Below are 19,102 nucleotides of genomic sequence, written 5' to 3'. Positions count from 1 at the left end.
CGAATGGATCGCGGGTTTGCCGCGCTCACAGAAACATCCGTTACGGTGTGAAGCTTATTGGGGCTTTAGCAGTCGCCCGCCTACGCAACCGTAATGGAAGGCGCGGTGGCAATTCAGGCAATGGAACCGGAACAGGAACGGCGCGCCGGCACCGACTCGCGGAGCAATATCTTCGTCGTCGCAACGATCGCCTCCGCCGAGGCGTTCGGGCCAGTGCGGGTCCGCAACATGTCTCCCTACGGCGCGTTGATCGAGGCGGCCGTCTTGCCGGCTGCGGGTTCGCCGGTGCGAGTGAGCCGCGGCCACTTGACCGCATCGGGGATTGTCGCGTGGCACAGCGGCAATCGCGCAGGCGTCCGTTTCGACTCTGCCATTTCCCTGGCGGACTGGCTGCCGCGCGGCGTCCGGACCCAGCAGCAACAGATCGATGAACTCGTCTACTCGCACAAGAGCGGCACTTCCCCGCGGGGAATGGCTGCAGCCGGCTCGTTGACGCCCAAGCGAGCCAGCGACGTCCGGAACGAGCTTCTCGAACTCGAACAGACGCTCCGGCGAGTGGCCGAGGATCTCGCACAGGACATGCCGACCTGCGAGCGACACCTCGCCCAAATCCAGCTGATCGACGTTGCGGCGCAAAGGCTCGCCGCACTGGCAGCCATTTCCACGTAAGCGGTCGCTCGTCCGGCGCCGGGCAATGCGCTAACCGGCCGCCATGCATCGGCTGTTCGTCGCCATCCGCCCGCCCGAGCACATCCGCGACCTGCTGATCGACGCGATGGACGACAGCGCCGACTTCCGCTGGCAGGACGACGAGCAGCTGCACCTGACCTTGCGCTTCGTCGGCGAGGTCGAGCGGCCGTTCGCCGAGGACTTGGCAGATGCGCTCGGCCGGATCCGCGCCGAATCTTTTCAAATGCGCGTCAGCGGCGTCGGCCGCTTCGAGCAGCGCAATTCCGGCGCATTGTGGGCCGGCGTCGACCCCAAGCCGCCGCTGGCCGCGCTCGCCGCCAAGGTCGAGCGTACGTGCGTCGCCGCCGGCCTCGAGCCCGAACGCCGCGCCTTCCACCCGCACATCACGCTCGCGCGCTGGAAAGGCCGCCGTGCGCGCGAGCTCGCGAGCTTCCTCGAGCGCACGCGGGGCCTGGCGTCCGATCCGTTCGAAGTGCACGAATTCACCCTGTTCGAAAGCCGCCTGTCACGGCACGGCGCGCATTACGAGGAGGTGGCGAGCTATGCGCTCGCCTGAGTCTTGATTGCTCGCCTTCGACCCATAGCGACCATCAGCGCTCGCCGCTGGACGAAAGCGAATACAATGGCTGTCCGGGGAGCTGGTCGAAAAAGAGATAGACGGCGGCGATCTTCCCCCCGCGAGCAATGATGAAATCGCTTCCGGCATATTCCGGCGCTTTGCCGGGCGCGCCCGACACCCACCGGACCCTGCCGCCATCGCCGACTTCCTCGGGTTCACCGAGCGGCTGATACTTGAAGTCGGGATGGGTCGCCTTGATCACGCCGGCGATTCGATCAATTTCGTCGCGGCCGCGATAAATCCCGCCTTTGGGATCGTAGAACACTGCGTCTTCGTGGAATATCTCATCGATCGCCGAGCGACGGCGCACGGGGTCAGTTTCGCCGAATACGTCGTCGAGGTTTCGCAACAGCAAGGTCGAAATCCGGGCCATCTACTGCTCCAATTGTCCGCTCTTCAGACACTGAAGATCGGCGCGGAAATGCGCGCCGCAAGGGGGCACTTCCGTGTGCTGGAGGTACAGACCTGTGACGGTTCGCGCCGCCGGCTCATCGCCGGCAGCTTACCAGATGTGCGCGCGCTTCTCCGGCGGGATGTACATCGAATTGTCGGGCGTGATCCCGAACGCGTCGTACCAGGCTTGCACGTTGCGCAGCGGCCCGAGCACCCGGAACCGGCCCGGGCTGTGCGGATCGGTCGTGACCTGGCTGCGCAGCGCATCCTCGCGCTGCTTCTCGCGCCACACCTGGGCGAACGCCAGGAAGAAGCGTTGCTCGCCCGTCAGTCCGTCGATCACCGGCGCGGGCTTGCCGTTCAGCGAACGGTGATAGGCATCGAGCGCAACCTGGATGCCGGCAAAATCGGCGATATTCTCGCCCATCGTAAGCTTCGGGTTCACGAACGCGCCGGGGACCGCTTCGAACTTTGCATATTGGTCGCCGAAGACCTTCGTCTCGGCGTCGAATCTTTTCCCGTCCTCGGGGGTCCACCAATCGCGCACGGTGCCGCTGGCATCGTATTTGCGGCCCTGATCGTCGAAGCCGTGGCTCATCTCATGCCCGATCACGGCGCCGATGCCGCCGTAATTGACCGCGTCGTCTGCGTTGGGGTCGAAGAAGGGCGGCTGGAGGATTCCGGCCGGGAAAACGATCTTGTTCTCGCCGCCGCCATTGTAGGCGTTCACCGTCTGCGGGTTCATGCCCCACTTCTTGTGGTTCACGGGCTTGCCGAGGTCTTCCATGTCGTAGGCGTAGTTGAAGCGGCTGGCGCGCTGGACGTTGCCGTAAAGATCGTCGGGCCGGATTTCGAGCGCGCTATAGTCGCGGAACTTGTCAGGGTAGCCGACCATCACCGCCATCCTGGCGAGCTTGTCGACCGCGGCTTTCTTGGTCGCATCGCTCATCCAGCTGTTGCCCTGGATGCGCGCCGCCATCGCCGTCTTCAGGTTGGCGACCAGCTCGACCATCTTCGCCTTGGACGAAGGCGGGAAGTAACGGCTGACATAATCCTGGCCGACAAGCTCGCCGAGCGAACCGTCGACGAGGCTCACGGCGCGCTTCCACCGCGGCCGCTGCTCGGTCACACCGCTGATCGTCTTCACGTAATCGAAGCGGCTGTCGACCATCGCCTTGTTGAGATAGGGCGAAGCCTGGTCGGCGGTGTGGAATGCCTCCCACTCCTTCAGCGTCGAAAGCGGCGTCTTGGCGTAGAGCGCCGCAATGTCGCGGATCGCGCTTTTCTCGTTGACGATCATGCGCTTCTGCGCGGGAACATTCGCGCCGGCGAAGAAAGCGGACCAATCGACGCCGGGCGCATATTTCGCAAGCGTGGCGCTGCTCATCGGGTTGTTGGTCTTGTCGATGTCCCGCCGGTCGGCGCTCGCCCAGCTGACCTTCGCGATCGCCGTCTCGAACGCCAGCACGCGGCCTGTCGCGGCCGCCGGGTTCGGCTGACCGATCGCCTTGAAAGTACGCTCGACATAAGCGCGATACGCATCGCGCTGCGGCTTGAAGGCCGGCTTGAGGTAGTAATCGCGGTTCGGCATGCCGAGACCGGCTTGGTACACATAGAGCGCATCCATCGACGCGTCGGCGGTATCGGGCTCGACGTCGAACGCGAAGGTCGAGCTTCCGAACGCGCCCTGGGTAGTGCCCATGTGCCGCGCGAAGGCGGCCTTGGTCTTGATCGCCGCGACCTTGGCAAGATCGGCCTTGAGCGGCGCGATGCCAACCTGCTCGACGCGGTTTTCCTCCATCATGCTCTGGTAGAGCGCTCCATATTTGTTCGACGCCGGAGCGCTGGTGACTAGCGCTTTGAGCTGGTCCTGGCTGAGGTCGAATACCTCGTAGAACGAGCCGACCTCCGGCTTGTCCGCTGGGATCGCGGTCTTGGCGAGCCACGTGCCCGATGCGTACTTCTGAAAGTCCTCGCCCGGCTTCACCGACATGTCGCGCGCCGAAAGGTCGACCCCCCAAGTGCCGAGCTTAGCATGCGCCGGAGTCACTACGGTCGTCGCGGTTGCGGCCGAGGTCTGAGCTCCCGCCGGAATCGTCCAGCAAGCCGTCGATGCCGCGAGCAGCAGCGCCGCGGCGCGCGCACGCGTGAATGTGTTAAAGCCCGAAACCTGCATGATTTTTCCCCGCCAATGCAATGAGATAGTGCCGCTATGGGCAGCGAACCGCTAACCCATCCACCGTCCATCGACAAGCGTCACGACTCCATCGACGAAGGTGATCCAGATGTGACGGCAGCCCTCGCGGCGCGCTAATCTGGCAATTCGCTTCTGCGCACCCATATTTCCGCAAGCGGCGTTGACCGGCCGCGCCCCCTCGCGCTAGACTAGAACAGAAGCGGAACGAAGCACCAGTATGCTGACCCACATTTCCGTCCGCGGCGCGCGCGAGCACAACCTCAAGGGCATCGACGTGGACATCCCGCGCGAGAGCCTGACGGTCATCACCGGCCTCTCGGGCAGCGGCAAGTCGAGCCTCGCCTTCGACACCATCTACGCCGAGGGCCAGCGCCGCTACGTCGAGTCCCTCTCCGCCTACGCGCGGCAATTCCTCGAGATGATGCAGAAGCCCGACGTCGAGCATATCGACGGCCTCTCGCCGGCCATCTCGATCGAGCAGAAGACGACCAGCCGCAACCCGCGCTCGACCGTCGCCACGGTGACCGAGATCTACGACTACATGCGCCTGCTGTGGGCGCGCGTCGGCGTGCCTTATTCGCCCGCGACCGGGCTGCCGATCGAGGCGCAACAGGTCAGCCAGATGGTCGACCGCGTGATGGCGCTCCCCGACGGCAGCCGCCACTACCTGCTCGCTCCGGTCGTCCGCGGCCGCAAGGGCGAGTACCGGCGCGAGCTGGCCGAGTGGCAGAAGGCCGGCTTCACCCGCGTCCGCATCGACGGCGTCTTCTACCCGATCGAGGAAGCCCCCGCGCTCGACAAGAAGTACAAGCACGACATCGAGGTCGTGGTCGACCGCATCGTCGTCCGCGAAGGGATCGAGCCGCGCCTCGCCGACAGCTTCGAGACCGCGCTCAAGCTCGCCGACGGCCTCGCCTTCCTCGACCCGGCAGACCCGGTCGAAGGTGCTGCCGAATCCGAAAGCGGCATGAAGCTCGACTACGCCCCGCCTGGCCGCATCGTCTTCTCCGAAAAATTCGCCTGCCCGGTCTCGGGCTTCACCATCGCCGAGATCGAGCCGCGGCTGTTCTCGTTCAACGCGCCCCAGGGCGCCTGCCCGGCCTGCGACGGCCTCGGCGAGAAACTGGTGTTCGACGAGGACCTCGTCGTCCCCAACCACGCTTTGTCGATCCGCAAGGGCGCGGTCGTCCCCTGGGCCAAATCCAACCCGCCCAGCCCCTATTACATGCAGGTGCTGAGCTCGCTCGCCCGCGCCTACGATTTCGAGCTCGACGTGCCGTGGAAGGACCTGCCCGAGGAGGCGCAGCGCGTCATCCTGTTCGGCACCGGCGGCCGCCCCGTGACCCTGCGCTTCATCGACGGCAAGCGCAGCTACGAGGTCAAGAAGCCGTTCGAGGGCGTCATCGGCAATTTGAACCGCCGCATGCTCCAGACCGAGTCCGCGTGGATGCGCGAGGAGCTGTCGCGCTACCAGTCGTCACGCCCGTGCGAAGTGTGCCACGGCGCCCGCCTCAAGCCCGAAGCGCTCAGCGTCAAGATCGCCGGCGAGGACATCTCGATGTCCTCCCGCCGCAGCGTCGCCGACGCTTTCGCCTGGTTCGCCGCGCTCCACGAGAAGCTCACCGCGACCCAGAACGAAATCGCCAAGGCGATCCTGAAAGAGATCAACGAGCGCTTGGGATTCCTCCACAATGTCGGGCTCGACTATCTCCACCTCGACCGCACCAGCGGCACCCTCTCCGGCGGCGAAAGCCAGCGCATCCGCCTCGCGTCGCAGATCGGCTCCGGCCTCTCCGGCGTCCTCTACGTCCTCGACGAGCCCTCGATCGGCCTCCACCAGAAGGACAACGACCGCCTGCTCGGCACCCTCCAGCGCCTCAAGTCGCTCGGCAACACCGTCCTCGTGGTCGAGCATGACGAGGAGGCGATCCGCGCCGCCGACCATGTGATCGACATGGGCCCCGGCGCCGGCGTCCACGGCGGCGAGATCGTCTGCCAGGGCACGCTCGACGACCTCTTGGCCTGCACCGACAGCCTCACCGCCGATTATCTGACCGGCCGCCGCGAGATCCCGCTCCGCGCCACCCGCCGCAAGGGCAGCGGCAAGTTCGTCACCGTCCACGGCGCCACCGCCAACAATTTGCGCGACGTCACCGCCGCCTTCCCCTTGAGCACCTTCACCTGCGTCACCGGGGTCAGCGGCAGCGGCAAGTCGAGCCTGACCATCGACACGCTCTATTCGGGCGCCGCCCGCGTCCTCAACGGCGCGCGCATCCCGTGCGGCCCGTGCAGCAAGATCACCGGGCTCGAAAATCTCGACAAGGTGATCGACATCGACCAGTCGCCGATCGGCCGCACGCCCCGGAGCAACCCCGCGACCTACACCGGCGCCTTCACCATGATCCGCGACTGGTTCGCCGGCCTGCCCGAGGCCAAGGCGCGCGGCTACAAGCCCGGCCGCTTCAGCTTCAACGTCAAGGGCGGGCGGTGCGAGGCGTGCCAGGGTGACGGCCTGATCAAGATCGAGATGCACTTCCTGCCCGACGTCTATGTCACCTGCGACGTGTGCCACGGCGCGCGCTACAACCGCGAGACGCTCGAGGTGAAGTTCAAGGGCCGCTCGATCGCCGACGTGCTCGACATGAACGTCGAGGAGGCGGCCGAGCTGTTCAAGGCGGTCCCCGGCATCCGCGACAAGATGCGCATGCTGCAGGAGGTCGGCCTCGGCTACATCAAGGTCGGCCAGTCGGCGACGACCCTGAGCGGCGGCGAGGCGCAGCGCGTCAAGCTCTCCAAGGAGCTGTCCCGCCGCGCGACCGGCAACACGCTCTACATCCTCGACGAGCCGACCACCGGCCTCCATTTCGAGGATGTCCGCAAATTGCTCGAAGTCCTCCACCGCCTGGTCGACACCGGCAACGCGGTCGTGGTGATCGAGCACAACCTCGACGTCATCAAGACGGCGGACTGGGTGATCGATTTGGGGCCGGGCGGCGGGGTCAACGGCGGCGAGATCATCGCCGAAGGCCCGCCCGAGCGGATCGCCGAGGCGCCGCTGTCGGCGACGGGGATGTATTTAAAACCCATGCTCGAAAGAGCATCCATCAAGCCCGTCATTGTTGAGACCACACCGAAACGTCCCAAGCGATCGCGGAAAGTTGAGCTGGAAGAGCCCGATCTTATGGCCGCTAAATGACGGGCACGGCCGATGCTTGCGAAGCAATTAGCCGAGCCGAAGGCGAGCCCCGGACTTGATCCGGGGGCGCGAGCGTGAAACCGGTCGTCGTCGACGTGGCGCCGAAGCGGGTGAAGCGGACGCGGAAGGTGGCGGTGGACGAGCCGCATTTGATTGGGGCGAAGTAGATTACTCCGCCTGTCCGCTAGGCTCTTCCTTCCGTGCCAAAAGATCGGCAGCGCTGCGTCGAAAACCCAACATGCGGAAAAGGCGTGCGAGCGCAGCAGGATCATCACCGAGACGCATACGAAGGTCTGCTTCTACAGGGTCCAGTAGCGATGGTTTTTTTGGAGCATCAAAGTAGCGAGATGTGATCCAGTCACGATCCACGTAATTGACTATAAGGAATGTTACCAGACGCTCGGCTGAAATCTCGTCAATCGGCGGAAATATCATCGAATAGAGCTTCACGACATTTGAAAGCATTTTCGCCTGCCGAAGCTCCAATCCCGCTGGTTCTACGACCAGAGCTAGGATCGTACCGCAGATCTCCCAAAGACGGGCCTCGCTTACCGAAGGCTGATCCGGCTTGTCTCCTAGGTCGGGAGTTACATCAGACGTACCCACCTCGGCGGAGTCGGTAACATAATCTCCTGACGCCAATGGCGTAGATATGCCCGAGATCGGCATGATTCCGATCTCCCTCAGATCCTCCTTGAATACTTCCGGAAGGCGAAATGGTACCTGTATAATCTTTTCGAGGAACCTACGGCCGAACTCCTTGCCTTCGTCGATGTACTCCGCAACCTGTTTATATTGGGCGTAAATGGCGGCCGCAGCGAACTCCTCATCGCATGCGATCACGCATAAGCTACCGTCGCATGTCAGACTGTGTATCGATCGAATGAAATCGACAACAACTTTGTTGTCACATCTGTCCAGGTCATCGAACAGGAATACGATAGGACCCCGTCGCTTTGATCTAGTAAATCTACGCACAAAGTCGAGATATCGGTAGGACTTGGACAGAGATTGTCGGGCATCAATGTTATGGGGCTCTCCCAACATGAGCTTCTCAAGCAGTGAAGCGGCAGGTTTAGCCAATACCGTCACCAAGCCTGCCGCAAGAATGCCGGCAAGCGTCCCCTTCGCGAACTGCTCAGCAGAGAAGGCTTTCCAGTCGACGAAGAGTACGGTGACTACAAAGCCAACGATCAAGCTGACCCAGGCACTCAGCCGCTTAAGGTTGTATCTAATCTTAAGTAAGACTTTAATTACAATAGCTCGCCACTTCACGCTCGGTACCTTGGACAGACTTCGAAGCAGCTCTCTATTCATGAACGTGAAAATATCTTCTTGGCCGTCCCACTTCCACGTGTTTATATGGACGGTCGCAAATCCGTTGATAGCCATTTCTTTCCCTAAGGAACGAAGCAGCGTTGATTTCCCAGATCCCCAAGGACCATAAATTCCAATCGTGATGAGTGACCTTGAAAGCTCCTCAGGGGATGCCGAACTTAGGGACGACTGCTCGATTAGGTCGATAGCAAGTTCGGTCATCTTTTGGGCAATTCTCGGCGTACTTAGAACCGGTTTTTGCGGGATTATATCTGGAATCACCTTTAGATCGTCGCGGAATACGCGATTAACGCGCTCTGCTATTTCGACCGGTCTTGCACCTTCAGGTTCACCGGGAATTTCGCCTTCGTATTTCCCGACGCCATGCGAGACATATGTCACCGCATCAAGGCGACTGATATCCTGCTTTTGAAGAAAGTAGACTGCGTAGCTTTCGCGTTCACTGAAAAGGGCTACGAGGACATTTGCGCCATTGATCTCATCCCGTCCTGATGATTGAACGTGCAAAATCGCTCGCTGTACTACCCGTTGAAAAGTGGACGTCGGGACCGGCCCACTCTCGTCAAAAGCAGCTAGGACTGCATTATCATCCTTAGTCTTGCGTTTCTTATTTTTGGTAGTCCGAATGTCTAGTGCTTTTAAATCATTTTCCAAGTAAGCACTGACATCATTTCGCAGCTCGTCACGATTAACACCGCATGCAACCATAACTTTCGCTGCGGCTGGGTCATCGATCAACGCGATCAGTAAGTGTTCGAGCGTGGCATACTGATGGTGCCTCTGTTCAGCCGCCTTCAGGGCGGCGTGTAGGGTGTTCTCAAGGTCTCGACTGAAACGGGGAGCGGCCATCTAAAACTTCGCCGGCGCGTCGGCTGGTGTTGCCTGGCACTGCCCCGAGTAATCGCCGGCTCGCCCAGAGATCGAAATCGTCCCCGTCACGCGGTCGATGTAGACCTTTGGATTGTTCATAAAGTTGACCGCTGCGCTGGCGTGAATTGAGCGCTCGTCCGCCTTTACGTTCTTCAGCTTGAACCAACCGTCCGAGCCGCCATGCAATGGCGGCAAAAGCGTGCGGGGCAGACGGATACGATCGTCACCGCTGAATAGACGAATATCCACCTGATCCGCGAAGCCTTGCTGGCGCGTTCCATAGACGGTCGTCGTGGTCTGGGCGCTACCAGAAACAGGCGTCGTCCCGACGGTCCCAAATGCCTGTGTGTTGCTATATCCGCTGACCGCGGTGGCCTTGTTGGCTGTGCCACCGCCACCGCATGTGAGATTTAATGGCTGCTGCGCAGCCACTTGGGCTGCGGCAACCGCAACCAACGCAATACCCGAGAACATGGATTACTTCCCCTGCGACTCGCTCCCCGAGCACGAGCGCCGACGAACGCTGCGCCAATATGCGAAATTGTGCAAAAATGGTCGCACGGGTCGCCATCCTGCCGCCGTGAGCCTCGTGCTCAATCATCCCGGGATGATTTGCGCGCGAAGCTGGTAAACGATACGCAATCCCTGCAGGCAAATGCCTGCGCGATGAACTCCGCTGGTGCTTCACATCGGCGCACCAGTGCCCCGCACCACCCTTAACGGCTTGTCATTCGAGGTCTTCAGGCGCCTCCTCGCCACGGGGGTACAGCCATGGAACGCGAGTCGGTGGAGTATTTCCGCGCGCGGGCGCGGGACGAATGTGAAGCGGCGCTCAATGCATCATGCCGTGCGGCTCGGCGGAGCCACAGCGAGATGGCGAAAGCTTACAAGAGACTGGCGGAGATTCATGACCTCGAGCGGCTCGGCGAGCTTGCCCCCGGCAAGGTGACCAGCATGGCGGAGGCGATGCGCCACCGCGAGCAGAGCGAGTACGGCCGCGGTGGCGCGCACGACCCAGCCTTGATCACTTTCGCCCCCGCCTCAGATGCAAAGATCTAAGGTCCCGCGGATGACCGAGCTCCCGCCGGCGTAACGGTAAACGATAGGCATACCGTGCAGGCGCTTGCCTATTCAGGCGCCGACGCGTCTGAAAAGTCCTGTCCTACAGCACCCCTTTTGTGGCTTAAGCTCGCGGATGCCTGTCCTGAGCCATGTCGAAGCACGCCGCTCCTTCGCCGCCCCGCGCCACCCGTCGTCTCGGCTTCCTCGCGCGCCCATGCGCACGCACGCGCCCGTGCCCACGCGTGTGGGATCGCTGCGTTTGCTGCGTTTCGGAGCGGCGCAAGATGCTTCACGACCGTGAACATTGGTGAAGATTGGGCGCAGGAGCCGGCCGCCCCGGACGCAGCGCGCCGTCGAGGTTCATCTCCGTGCAAACTTCGAACAACTATTTGATCGGACGAGGCATTTTTGCCTTCTGTGGAGAATATCCTCGTGGAGAATATGATGCGTAAATTGCTGTGTTTCACGGCCGCCGCGTCGCTCGGCGCGACCGGTGCGATGGCCGCGACTGGCGGCGGTCGTTTCGCCGGGTCCGAGCTGTTGCCGTTGGCCAAGGTCTCGCTCGCCCAGGCGCGCGCGACCGCGACCGCTTCGCGCCCCGGCCGGATCACCGATCAGGAGCTCGAGAAGGAAAGCGGCGGGACCGGCCTGCGCTATTCGTTCGACATCAAGAGCGCGGGCAAGACGTTCGAAGTGGGCGTCGACGCGAGAACCGGCAAGGTGCTCGAGAACAAAAGCGAAGGCGCCAACCCCGACTAAATTGCCTGCGACAGGAAGGCAGCACGACGGATCGTGCTGCCTTCCTCCGAAGCCTAGTGCTGCGCCTGACCTGCCGCCGCAGCCGCAACCGTCATCGGCGCTGCCGAACCGCCCACCTGCAGCGGCGCCTGCGCGGCGACCGGCATCGACAGCGGCACATCCTCGTCGACGAAGCTCTTGACGATCGACCCGGCCGGCACTTTCGCGCTGGTGCCGGTCATGAAGAAGCCGGCGGGCAGGAAGACGATCGCCGACACCGCGACCGCGCCGACGCCGCCCGCGACGCCCTTGTCGTCGAACGCGCCGCTGAGCTTGATCTGGCGCCCGTTGACGGTGACGTAGAGCACGCGCGCCGAAAGATGGCCCGACTTGCCCCACATGCCCTTGTTCTGGACGTCGGTGATTTCGCCGACGGCCGGACTGCCGACCGGAATGACGTTGACGCCCTGGACGATGACCGGCTCGGACGTTTCGAGATGGAAGCGGTCGCCGACGCGCAGCTGCTTGCCCTTGGTCGTCAACTCCTGCGTGAGCCGCAGCGGCACTTCGGTGCCGACGCGGAGGATGGCGCTGGTCATCATCGGCGCGGCGACCGGTGATCCCGGCGCCGGCGCGAACTGAACTTGCGATGCCGGCAACGGGACGGCGCCGACGCCCGACAGCGCCTGCTGCGCCTGGGCATAACCGGCAGCGCGCGCCTGGGCCGGATCGACCGCCGAATGCGGTGCGGCCGATTGCGCCGCCGCGGCTGCGGCAGCGACAAGAATCGAAAATGTCATGAACTCACTCCCTGAAGAACTCACTCGCCCCCGAGCGCGAGCGTGCAGCGACGCTGCCCCGCTTCATTCATCCGCGACCGACAAATAATATGTTAACGACCTATCTCTCACCGCTTGGTGGCTGCCCAGCCGAAACAATTTTCCTACAGCACCCCTTTTGTGATTGTTGTCGCGCCGCATGTCATGCCGCGGCGCGCCTTCAATCGACCCGATCTCCGCGCGTTCGCCCGGGCACGTGCGCACGTGTAGGCTTGCTGCAATTGCTGCGTTTCGAAGCGCACCTCCCCGCGCATATATGGCGTCAACTTTGTCAACTTTTGTTGGATTGGCCACCGCGCCGCGTCGCCCAAGATCCCAAAGCCGGCACACCCCCCGCCCTCCTGTCGTTCTCAGTCGATGCAGCGAATTGGTTGCGGCGTTCGTTCTACCCCCGAACTCACCGGCGCTTTCCGGTCGAGAGCGAAGGGACTCCCATGATGAACGTCACCAGCATTCTCGCCGCATCGGCGGCGATCGGAACGCTCGCGGCTCCCGCCGCGGCGCAATATTACCCGCAACCGCAGTACCAGCAGCAATATCCGCAGCAATATCCGCAGGGCTACCCCCAGCAGGCTTACCCCGGCTACGGCCAGGGCTATGTCCAGGGCTATTCGCAGAACCCCGTTCAGCAGATCATCGATAGCCTGCTCGGCAACCGCTACAGCGTCACCGACCGCCAGGCGGTGTCGCGCTGCGCCAGCGCCGCGCTGACCCAGGCGCAGGCCCAGTACGGCGGCGGCTATGGCGGTTACGGCAACCGCTACGGCCAGCAATATGGCCAGCAGAATGGGTACGGGTACAACCGCGCCGCGGGCCTGCGGGTGACGGCGATCACCGAAGTCGAGCGCCGCTCGTCGGGCCTGCGCGTCTCGGGGACTTTGGGCTCCGGCGGCGGATACAACAGCGCCTATGGCGGCCAATACGGCTATCAGGGCCAGGGCGATCAGGGCCAGGGCTATGAGGGCCAAGGCTATCGGGGTCAGGCCTATGCGGCGAACAGCCTCAGCTTCCGCTGCAACGTCGACTATAACGGCTCGGTCACCGGAATCCGCGTCCGCCCGGCCGGCGGCTATCGCGGCTAAGCTGCTTGCCCCGGCGTGACCGTGCCACCGCGTTCGGTCTCGCCGGGATGAACTCCGCCGCGGTCATCGTTCTCGCTCCACAACGACTTTCAAATGGGGCGGGACATGATGCAGCAAGCCATTCGACAGGAAAGCCGGCAGGAGGCCAATTACATCGTCTATATCCTCGACGGTGTCGGCAAGATCCGCGGCGCGGAGTGGATCGCCGCGTGCGACGACGCCGACGCGATGGCCCAGGCCCGCCGCCTCAACCTCTCGACGCAGTGCGAGCTGTGGCAACGCACGAGGAAAATCTCACGCCTCGCCCCCGCCGCCGATGATTGAAGCCGCCGCCGCGGCCTTAGACGATCGTGGCCGGTCCCTTGATCGTCGCGACCGCTTCCTCGAGCGTTTTGCGGTCGTTGCCGTGCTGCTTGATCAGGTCTCGCACCTGGTCGTCGGTCAGTCCGTGCTTCTGGGCGAAATAGCGCACTTCGCTCGGATCGCTCGCCGAAACCCGGCTGCGGTCGCTTTGGGTGTTGGACATGGTCGAACTCCCTCGATTGGACCTTGAAAAACGCCATGCGACTCCGGACGGTCCGCTCCGGCGCAGCGCTGCCTTCCGCCGCTGCGCCCGTCGCTGCAAGTGGAATGTGCCCGGGCGTGGCGCCGCCGGGGCGAAGCCCGATCCCGCGAAAGGGCGTCAGCCCGCCTGGCGTTCGCCCTCGAGCTGCGCGACCAGGCGCCGGCCGTCCCAGATCTCGCATTTGGAGCCGAACCCGGTGGCTTGTGCCTGAGCGATGGCGTCCGCGTCGTTCGCCGCCTCGATGAAGTCGGCCGTGAGTTCCTGGTGCGCGGCGTCGTAGCAATAAACGCGATAGATCTTGAGCGGAGAAGACATACGAACGTCCCACGACACAGCGGGAGCTCTCCATTGTCTCTCGGTCACCGCTACGCTGAGGCCACTGGCGGTGATGGCGCTTGGTACGACGTCCATCCCGGACAGGCACTAACCTTAGTTAACAAGGTGAAATGAAATCAGCGAGCTGGCTTGGCATTGTCGAGGTAGCGGACCTCGAGCGGCTCGCCGTCGAACAGCATTCTGCCCTCGGATACCGCGAAGCCGTCGAGCAGCCGGGCGTTGACGCCGACGCGGCCGTAGCTTTCGCCGGTCGACTCCCAGTGGGTCCCGCAACCGCAGCTGGGGCAATGGTGGAGCGAGATCATCCGGTCGCCCCAGATGTAGGATGCCGTCTCGCCGCTGATCCGCACGCCGCCGTCGTCGGGATAATAAGCGACCAGCCAGCCAAGCTTGGTGCAGACGCTGCAATTGCACGACCCGACCCATTCGGGCGACCCCGGCGCCTCGATCCGTACCGCGCCGCAATGGCATGCGCCCGTAACCGGCATTCGCGGTCAGCGGAGCTCGGCGCCGGGGCGGAGGACCGCGCAGGCGATGCGCGCGCCGCTGTTGCCGCTCGGGTCGGTCTTGTAGTCGTCGCTTTGCGCATGGATCACCAGCGCGGCGCCGTCGGCGTCGAGCAGGTTCGCCATCGCCGCGCCGGGCAGCACGACCGTCGCGCCGAGCACGCCGTTGGCCGCGACCTCGACGTTGGGCAGGTCGCCGGCGTGCGGCCCTTGCGGGTTGTTGAGCCCGTGCTGCCGTCCCGCCGGGTTCCAATGCGGACCGGCGCTGGCGAAGTCGGGCGGGTCGCAGCGGCCGACCGAGTGGACGTGGACGCCGTGGAGGCCGTGGGTCAGCCCGGAGGCGGCGATGTGGAAGCTGACCCCGCCGGCAGTCTGCCAGGCGCGCACCGTTCCGATCTGCTGCCCGGCGCCGTTGACCAGCGGCATCGGCGCGCCGCCCTGCGGTTCCTGCGCCGTGGCGCAGGCGGTGACGAGCAATGTCAGGAGAAGAGTGAATCTACGCATCGGCTTCGACCTTCACCAGAATTTGTCCTTCGCTGACCTGGGCGCCGGCGGTGGCGGTGAGCTCGGCGACAATGCCGTCGAACGGCGCGGTCAGCGCATGCTCCATCTTCATCGCCTCGAGCGTCAGCAGGCGCTGGCCCTTGGCAACCTTGTCGCCGGCCGCGACGTCGACCGCGGTCACTTTGCCCGGCATCGGCGCCTCGATCTCGCCGTCGTGGACACCGTGCCCCGCAACTACACCTCCCCGTCCCGGAAGGTCGAACTTGTACCCGGATCCGAACATGAAAAGGAGAAGCGAATCTCCCTCCCACTCGGCACGAGCAATGGAGAACGGGTCGTCCGACGCAATGTCGACCGTCCGCGTTTCCCCGTCGTGAGTCAGCGTTACCCGGCAGCCAGCAGCGGCATTCAAACGAAACCCGGCCAACGGGCTGACATTGAAGCGCTCGACGAATGTGCGCGCGGCAGTCCGCCACAGGTTCGGATGCGCGTCCTCCCTGCTGATAAGTCGGTCTTCAAAGCGAGCAATGAAGCCGGTGTCGATGTCTCCGGTAACAAATTCGGGATGGCCCACCGCATTCATCAGGAAGTGAGCGTTCGTCTTCAGCGGCCAGATCCGGCTGTGATTAATCGCGCTGATCATCTTCCCGATCGATTTTGCGCGGGTTGGCGCATGTGTGATCAGCTTGGCTATCATCGGATCGTAGAATGGCGTGATCTCGTCGCCCTTCTCGAAGCCAGTGTCGATCCGGACCCCCTCCTTATCGAACTGGAAGAAGTCGAGCTTGCCAACGCTCGGCAGGAAGCCCTTCGCCGGATCCTCGGCGTAAAGCCGCGCTTCGATCGCGTGGCCGCTGATCGACAGTTCGTCCTGTCGCTTCGGCAATTCGTGACCGGAAGCGACAACCAATTGCCAAAGTACCAGGTCCTGCCCCGTGATCTCCTCGGTCACCGGATGCTCGACCTGGAGCCGCGTGTTCATTTCCATGAACCAGACGCGGTCGGCGCGGAGGCCCTCGGACGCGTCGGCGATGAACTCGATCGTCCCCGCGCTTTCATAGCTGACCGCCTGCGCCGCGCGCACGGCCGCGCAGCAAACCGCCTCGCGAGTCTCCGCGTCCATGCCGGGCGCGGGCGCTTCCTCGATGACCTTCTGGTGGCGACGCTGGAGCGAGCAGTCGCGCTCGAACAGGTGAACGACATTGCCGTGACTGTCGCCGAACACCTGCACCTCGATGTGGCGCGGGCTTTCGATCCATTTTTCGAGGAGGACGACGTCGTTGCCGAAGCTGGATGTGGCTTCGCGCTTGCAGCTCTCGAGTGCGTCATCGAAGTCCTCGGCGCGATCCACCTTGCGCATGCCCTTGCCGCCGCCGCCCGCGACCGCCTTGATCAGCACCGGATAGCCGATCGTATCGGCCTCCTTCCTGAGACGCTTCGGGTCCTGATCCTCGCCGAGATAGCCGGGAGTCACCGGGACGCCTGCTTCGGCCATCAGCTTCTTCGCCGCGTCCTTGAGGCCCATGGCGCGGATGCTGACCGGCTTCGGCCCGACCCAGATCAGGCCGGCGTCGATCACAGCCTGGGCGAAGTCTGCGTTCTCGGAAAGGAAGCCGTAGCCGGGGTGGATCGCTTCCGCGCCGGTCGCTTTCGCCGCTTCGATCATCACTTCGCCGCGCAGATACGACTCCCGCGCCGGGCTCGGCCCGATGTGCACCGCCTCATCCGCCATGCGCACGTGCAGCGCCTTGGCGTCTGCATCGGAATAGACCGCGACCGTGCGGATGCCCATCCGTCGCGCGGTGCGGATCACCCGGCACGCGATCTCCCCGCGATTGGCGATGAGGAGGGAGGTGATCACGCCAATTCCTCCCCGAAACGGCGAGGGGGACCAGCCGCCAGGTGGTAGACGAGGCCGGCTTGGCAACACTTCGCCATCATTGCGGCGATAGACATGTGATGCTTGAGGTCCTCGGAATCTTGCCTCCGAAATGAGACGTGTAATTGCCTCCCGAGGAAATCCACAGCCGTTTCGCTGTCAAACCAGCGTCGGAGGCTCGCCTTTTCAGGACGCTGACTGGTGCGGCAACATCAATCTCGAGAAGTATGGGCGGAACGGGGGTAAAGATCCGCGAGCCTGGAACACCGTGGATCGGCTTCTCGTCGAAGGCAGATATGAGCCTAATCGGAAGACCTAGAAACTTCAACGGCTGTCTTGGGACAAACATGTAAATGCCGTCTTCATTGTCGCCGTAACGAACAAGCCTATTTCTCAACATGGCATTTATCGCATCCGCAGGCTGAGTTGCCTGATCGCATCTGATTTGCTCGACTAAGGCAGCCTCGGTCCGTTCGATCAGATTGCGAGAGGGCGCTGCTGATCCTGGATCAGGCACGGCTGCTGAAAAGAGCAAGGCTGCAACAGTTCGGACAACGCGTGGGCCCCCTCCACCGCACTCCGTGCGGTCCCCCTCCCCGTTCCGGGGAGGAATTGATGCGCTCGCGTCCACTGGGATCACATCCTGAACACGCCGAACTGCGGCCGGTCGGGGATTGGCGCGTTCAGCGTCACCGCAAAGGCCAGGCCGAGCACATCGCGCGTTTGCGCCGGGTCGATGATGCCGTCATCCCACAGCCGCGCGGTCGCGTGCCACGGATTGCCCTGCGCTTCATAATCGTCGCGGATCGGCTGTTTGAACGCTTCGACTTGTTTGGCCGTCCATTTCGCGGCGTCGCGGTGGACGGCCGCGAGGACGCTCGCCGCCTGCTCGCCGCCCATCACGCTGATGCGGCTGTTGGGCCATGTGAAGAGGAAGCGCGGCGAGTAAGCGCGGCCGGCCATTCCGTAATTGCCGGCGCCGAAGCTGCCGCCGATCAGCACGGTGACCTTGGGCACCTGCGCGGTGGCGACGGCGGTGACCAGCTTGGCGCCGTGCTTGGCGATGCCCTTGGCTTCGTACTTCCCGCCAACCATGAAGCCCGAGATATTTTGCAGGAACAGCAAGGGCGTGCGCCGCTGGCAAGCGAGCTCGATGAAGTGAGCGCCTTTGAGCGCGCTCTCGCTGAACAAGACGCCGTTATTGGCGAGGATCGCGACGGGAATGCCCCAGATGTGGGCGAAGCCGCACACCAGAGTTGAGCCGTAGAGCGGCTTGAACTCGTGGAATTCGCTAGCGTCGACGATGCGCGCGATGATCTCGTGCACGTCGTAAGGCGCGCGGACGTCCTCGGGGATGATGCCGTAGAGTTCATCGGCGTCGAACAGCGGCGGGCGCGGGTCGCGCAACTCTAGCGCGGCGCCGGATTCAGGCTGCAATGTCGAGACGATGTCGCGGACGATGGTCAGCGCGTGCTCGTCATTCTCGGCGAGATGGTCGACGACGCCGGATTTGCGCGCGTGGAGGTCGCCGCCGCCCAATTCCTCGGCACTGATCTCCTCCCCCGTTGCGGCCTTCACCAGCGGAGGTCCGGCGAGGAAGATCGTGCCCTGCTCGCGGACGATCACGCTCTCGTCGCTCATCGCGGGCACGTAGGCGCCGCCGGCGGTGCAGCTGCCCATCACGCAGGCAATCTGCGCGATGCCCTTCGACGACATCTGCGCCTGGTTGAAGAAGATGCGGCCGAAATGGTCACGGTCGGGGAACACATCGGCCTGGTGCGGCAGGTTCGCGCCGCCGCTGTCGACCAGATAGACGCACGGCAGCCGGTTCTGCTCGGCGATCTCCTGCGCGCGCAGGTGTTTCTTGACCGTTAGCGGATAGTAAGTGCCGCCTTTGACCGTCGCATCGTTGCACACGATCATCACCTGGCGCCCCGAGACGCGGCCGATGCCAGCGATGATCCCGGCGCCCGGCACCTCGCCCTCGTACATGTCGCACGCCGCGAGCTGACCGATCTCGAGAAACGGCGAACCGGGATCGAGCAGCCGCTCGACGCGCTCTCTTGGAAGTAATTTGCCGCGCGATACGTGGCGTTCGCGGTGCTTCTGCGGCCCGCCCTTGGCGGCCTCGGCAACGTCGGCGCGGAGCTTTTCGGCGAGCGCGCGGTTGTGCGCTGCACGGGCGCGGAACTCCTCGCCGTCCGTCGCGATATTGGTCTCAAGCCGCGGTGCGCTCATGCCGCCAGGATCGTCCGTTGGTCGAAAAGCCGTGCCGCTCGCCTAGCCGC

Annotated in this window: 18 protein-coding genes; 7 read left to right on the top strand and 11 right to left on the bottom strand. The window is 63.6% G+C overall.

The features are described from left to right. The first annotated feature begins 105 nt into the window (after nt 1-105). Together ACJ8FR_RS01895 and thpR are read left to right on the top strand one after the other, a co-directional pair. A complete protein-coding gene (locus tag ACJ8FR_RS01895; RefSeq protein WP_407826912.1) occupies nt 106-669 on the top strand; it encodes a hypothetical protein in 564 nt (187 codons plus the stop codon). Nucleotides 670-712: 43 nt separating this feature from the next. Beyond that, nucleotides 713-1,246 (top strand): RNA 2',3'-cyclic phosphodiesterase, encoded by a 534-nt coding sequence (gene thpR / locus ACJ8FR_RS01890; RefSeq protein ID WP_407826911.1) that lies wholly within the window; start codon nt 713-715, stop codon nt 1,244-1,246. Between the two features lie 34 nt (nt 1,247-1,280). Here thpR and ACJ8FR_RS01885 read toward each other — a convergent pair whose 3' ends face one another. Both ACJ8FR_RS01885 and ACJ8FR_RS01880 read right to left on the bottom strand, forming a co-directional pair. Further along, nucleotides 1,281-1,682 (bottom strand): nuclear transport factor 2 family protein, encoded by a 402-nt coding sequence (locus tag ACJ8FR_RS01885; RefSeq protein WP_407826910.1) that lies wholly within the window; start codon nt 1,680-1,682, stop codon nt 1,281-1,283. Between the two features lie 129 nt (nt 1,683-1,811). Next, nucleotides 1,812-3,878 carry a M13 family metallopeptidase gene (locus ACJ8FR_RS01880; protein WP_407826909.1) on the bottom strand — a complete coding sequence of 689 codons (2,067 nt, stop codon included), beginning with the start codon at nt 3,876-3,878 and terminating at the stop codon, nt 1,812-1,814. Between the two features lie 238 nt (nt 3,879-4,116). Here ACJ8FR_RS01880 and uvrA point away from each other — a divergent pair, with 238 nt between their 5' ends. Beyond that, nucleotides 4,117-7,095, top strand: a complete 2,979-nt coding sequence (gene uvrA, locus ACJ8FR_RS01875; RefSeq protein WP_407826908.1) for an excinuclease ABC subunit UvrA — start codon at nt 4,117-4,119, stop codon at nt 7,093-7,095. 168 nt (nt 7,096-7,263) lie between these two features. On the opposite strand, the gene ACJ8FR_RS01870 is transcribed toward uvrA, so the two are convergent. Next, complete coding sequence (locus tag ACJ8FR_RS01870; protein ID WP_407826907.1) at nt 7,264-9,282, bottom strand: P-loop NTPase fold protein; 2,019 nt, start codon at nt 9,280-9,282, stop codon at nt 7,264-7,266. Beyond that, complete coding sequence (locus ACJ8FR_RS01865; protein WP_407826906.1) at nt 9,283-9,777, bottom strand: hypothetical protein; 495 nt, start codon at nt 9,775-9,777, stop codon at nt 9,283-9,285. Nucleotides 9,778-10,176: 399 nt separating this feature from the next. Between ACJ8FR_RS01865 and ACJ8FR_RS01860 the strand changes: the two genes are divergently transcribed. Together ACJ8FR_RS01860 and ACJ8FR_RS01855 are read left to right on the top strand one after the other, a co-directional pair. Then, entirely contained in the window at nt 10,177-10,362 is a 186-nt protein-coding gene (locus ACJ8FR_RS01860) for a hypothetical protein (RefSeq protein ID WP_407826905.1), read from the top strand. Between the two features lie 447 nt (nt 10,363-10,809). After that, a complete protein-coding gene (locus ACJ8FR_RS01855; RefSeq protein WP_407826904.1) occupies nt 10,810-11,124 on the top strand; it encodes a PepSY domain-containing protein in 315 nt (104 codons plus the stop codon). Between the two features lie 53 nt (nt 11,125-11,177). Here the strand turns inward: ACJ8FR_RS01855 and ACJ8FR_RS01850 are convergent, their stop codons facing one another. Then, on the bottom strand, nt 11,178-11,903 hold the full coding sequence (locus tag ACJ8FR_RS01850) for a hypothetical protein (protein WP_407826903.1): 726 nt from the start codon (nt 11,901-11,903) through the stop codon (nt 11,178-11,180). Nucleotides 11,904-12,379: 476 nt separating this feature from the next. On the opposite strand from ACJ8FR_RS01850, the gene ACJ8FR_RS01845 reads away from it, so the two are divergent. Together ACJ8FR_RS01845 and ACJ8FR_RS01840 are read left to right on the top strand one after the other, a co-directional pair. Next, complete coding sequence (locus ACJ8FR_RS01845) at nt 12,380-13,024, top strand: hypothetical protein (protein ID WP_407826902.1); 645 nt, start codon at nt 12,380-12,382, stop codon at nt 13,022-13,024. 105 nt (nt 13,025-13,129) lie between these two features. Further along, on the top strand, nt 13,130-13,348 hold the full coding sequence (locus ACJ8FR_RS01840; RefSeq protein ID WP_407826901.1) for a hypothetical protein: 219 nt from the start codon (nt 13,130-13,132) through the stop codon (nt 13,346-13,348). Between the two features lie 16 nt (nt 13,349-13,364). On the opposite strand, the gene ACJ8FR_RS01835 is transcribed toward ACJ8FR_RS01840, so the two are convergent. The 6 genes from ACJ8FR_RS01835 to ACJ8FR_RS01810 form a co-directional block, all read right to left on the bottom strand. Then, nucleotides 13,365-13,550 (bottom strand): DUF3606 domain-containing protein, encoded by a 186-nt coding sequence (locus ACJ8FR_RS01835; protein ID WP_407826900.1) that lies wholly within the window; start codon nt 13,548-13,550, stop codon nt 13,365-13,367. 156 nt (nt 13,551-13,706) lie between these two features. Continuing rightward, nucleotides 13,707-13,904, bottom strand: a complete 198-nt coding sequence (locus tag ACJ8FR_RS01830; protein ID WP_407826899.1) for a hypothetical protein — start codon at nt 13,902-13,904, stop codon at nt 13,707-13,709. A gap of 137 nt (nt 13,905-14,041) precedes the next feature. Continuing rightward, on the bottom strand, nt 14,042-14,413 hold the full coding sequence (locus ACJ8FR_RS01825) for a GFA family protein (RefSeq protein ID WP_407826898.1): 372 nt from the start codon (nt 14,411-14,413) through the stop codon (nt 14,042-14,044). A 6-nt stretch (nt 14,414-14,419) separates the two neighbouring features. Continuing rightward, nucleotides 14,420-14,935, bottom strand: coding sequence for a superoxide dismutase family protein (locus ACJ8FR_RS01820; RefSeq protein ID WP_407826897.1), 516 nt, complete (start codon nt 14,933-14,935; stop codon nt 14,420-14,422). Further along, nucleotides 14,928-16,796: an acetyl/propionyl/methylcrotonyl-CoA carboxylase subunit alpha gene (locus ACJ8FR_RS01815; RefSeq protein ID WP_407826896.1), complete on the bottom strand. Its 1,869-nt coding sequence runs from the start codon at nt 16,794-16,796 to the stop codon at nt 14,928-14,930. The genes ACJ8FR_RS01820 and ACJ8FR_RS01815 overlap by 8 nt, the downstream gene beginning before the upstream one ends. 654 nt (nt 16,797-17,450) lie before the next feature. Continuing rightward, nucleotides 17,451-19,052: a carboxyl transferase domain-containing protein gene (locus ACJ8FR_RS01810; protein ID WP_407826895.1), complete on the bottom strand. Its 1,602-nt coding sequence runs from the start codon at nt 19,050-19,052 to the stop codon at nt 17,451-17,453. Between the last annotated feature and the right edge of the window lie 50 nt (nt 19,053-19,102).

The organism is Sphingomonas sp. (assembly GCF_045810705.1).
In the GTDB taxonomy this organism is placed as follows: domain Bacteria; phylum Pseudomonadota; class Alphaproteobacteria; order Sphingomonadales; family Sphingomonadaceae; genus Sphingomicrobium.
The sequence above is the reverse complement of the archived record's forward strand: the minus strand, read 5'-3'. Positions and strand labels throughout refer to the sequence as shown.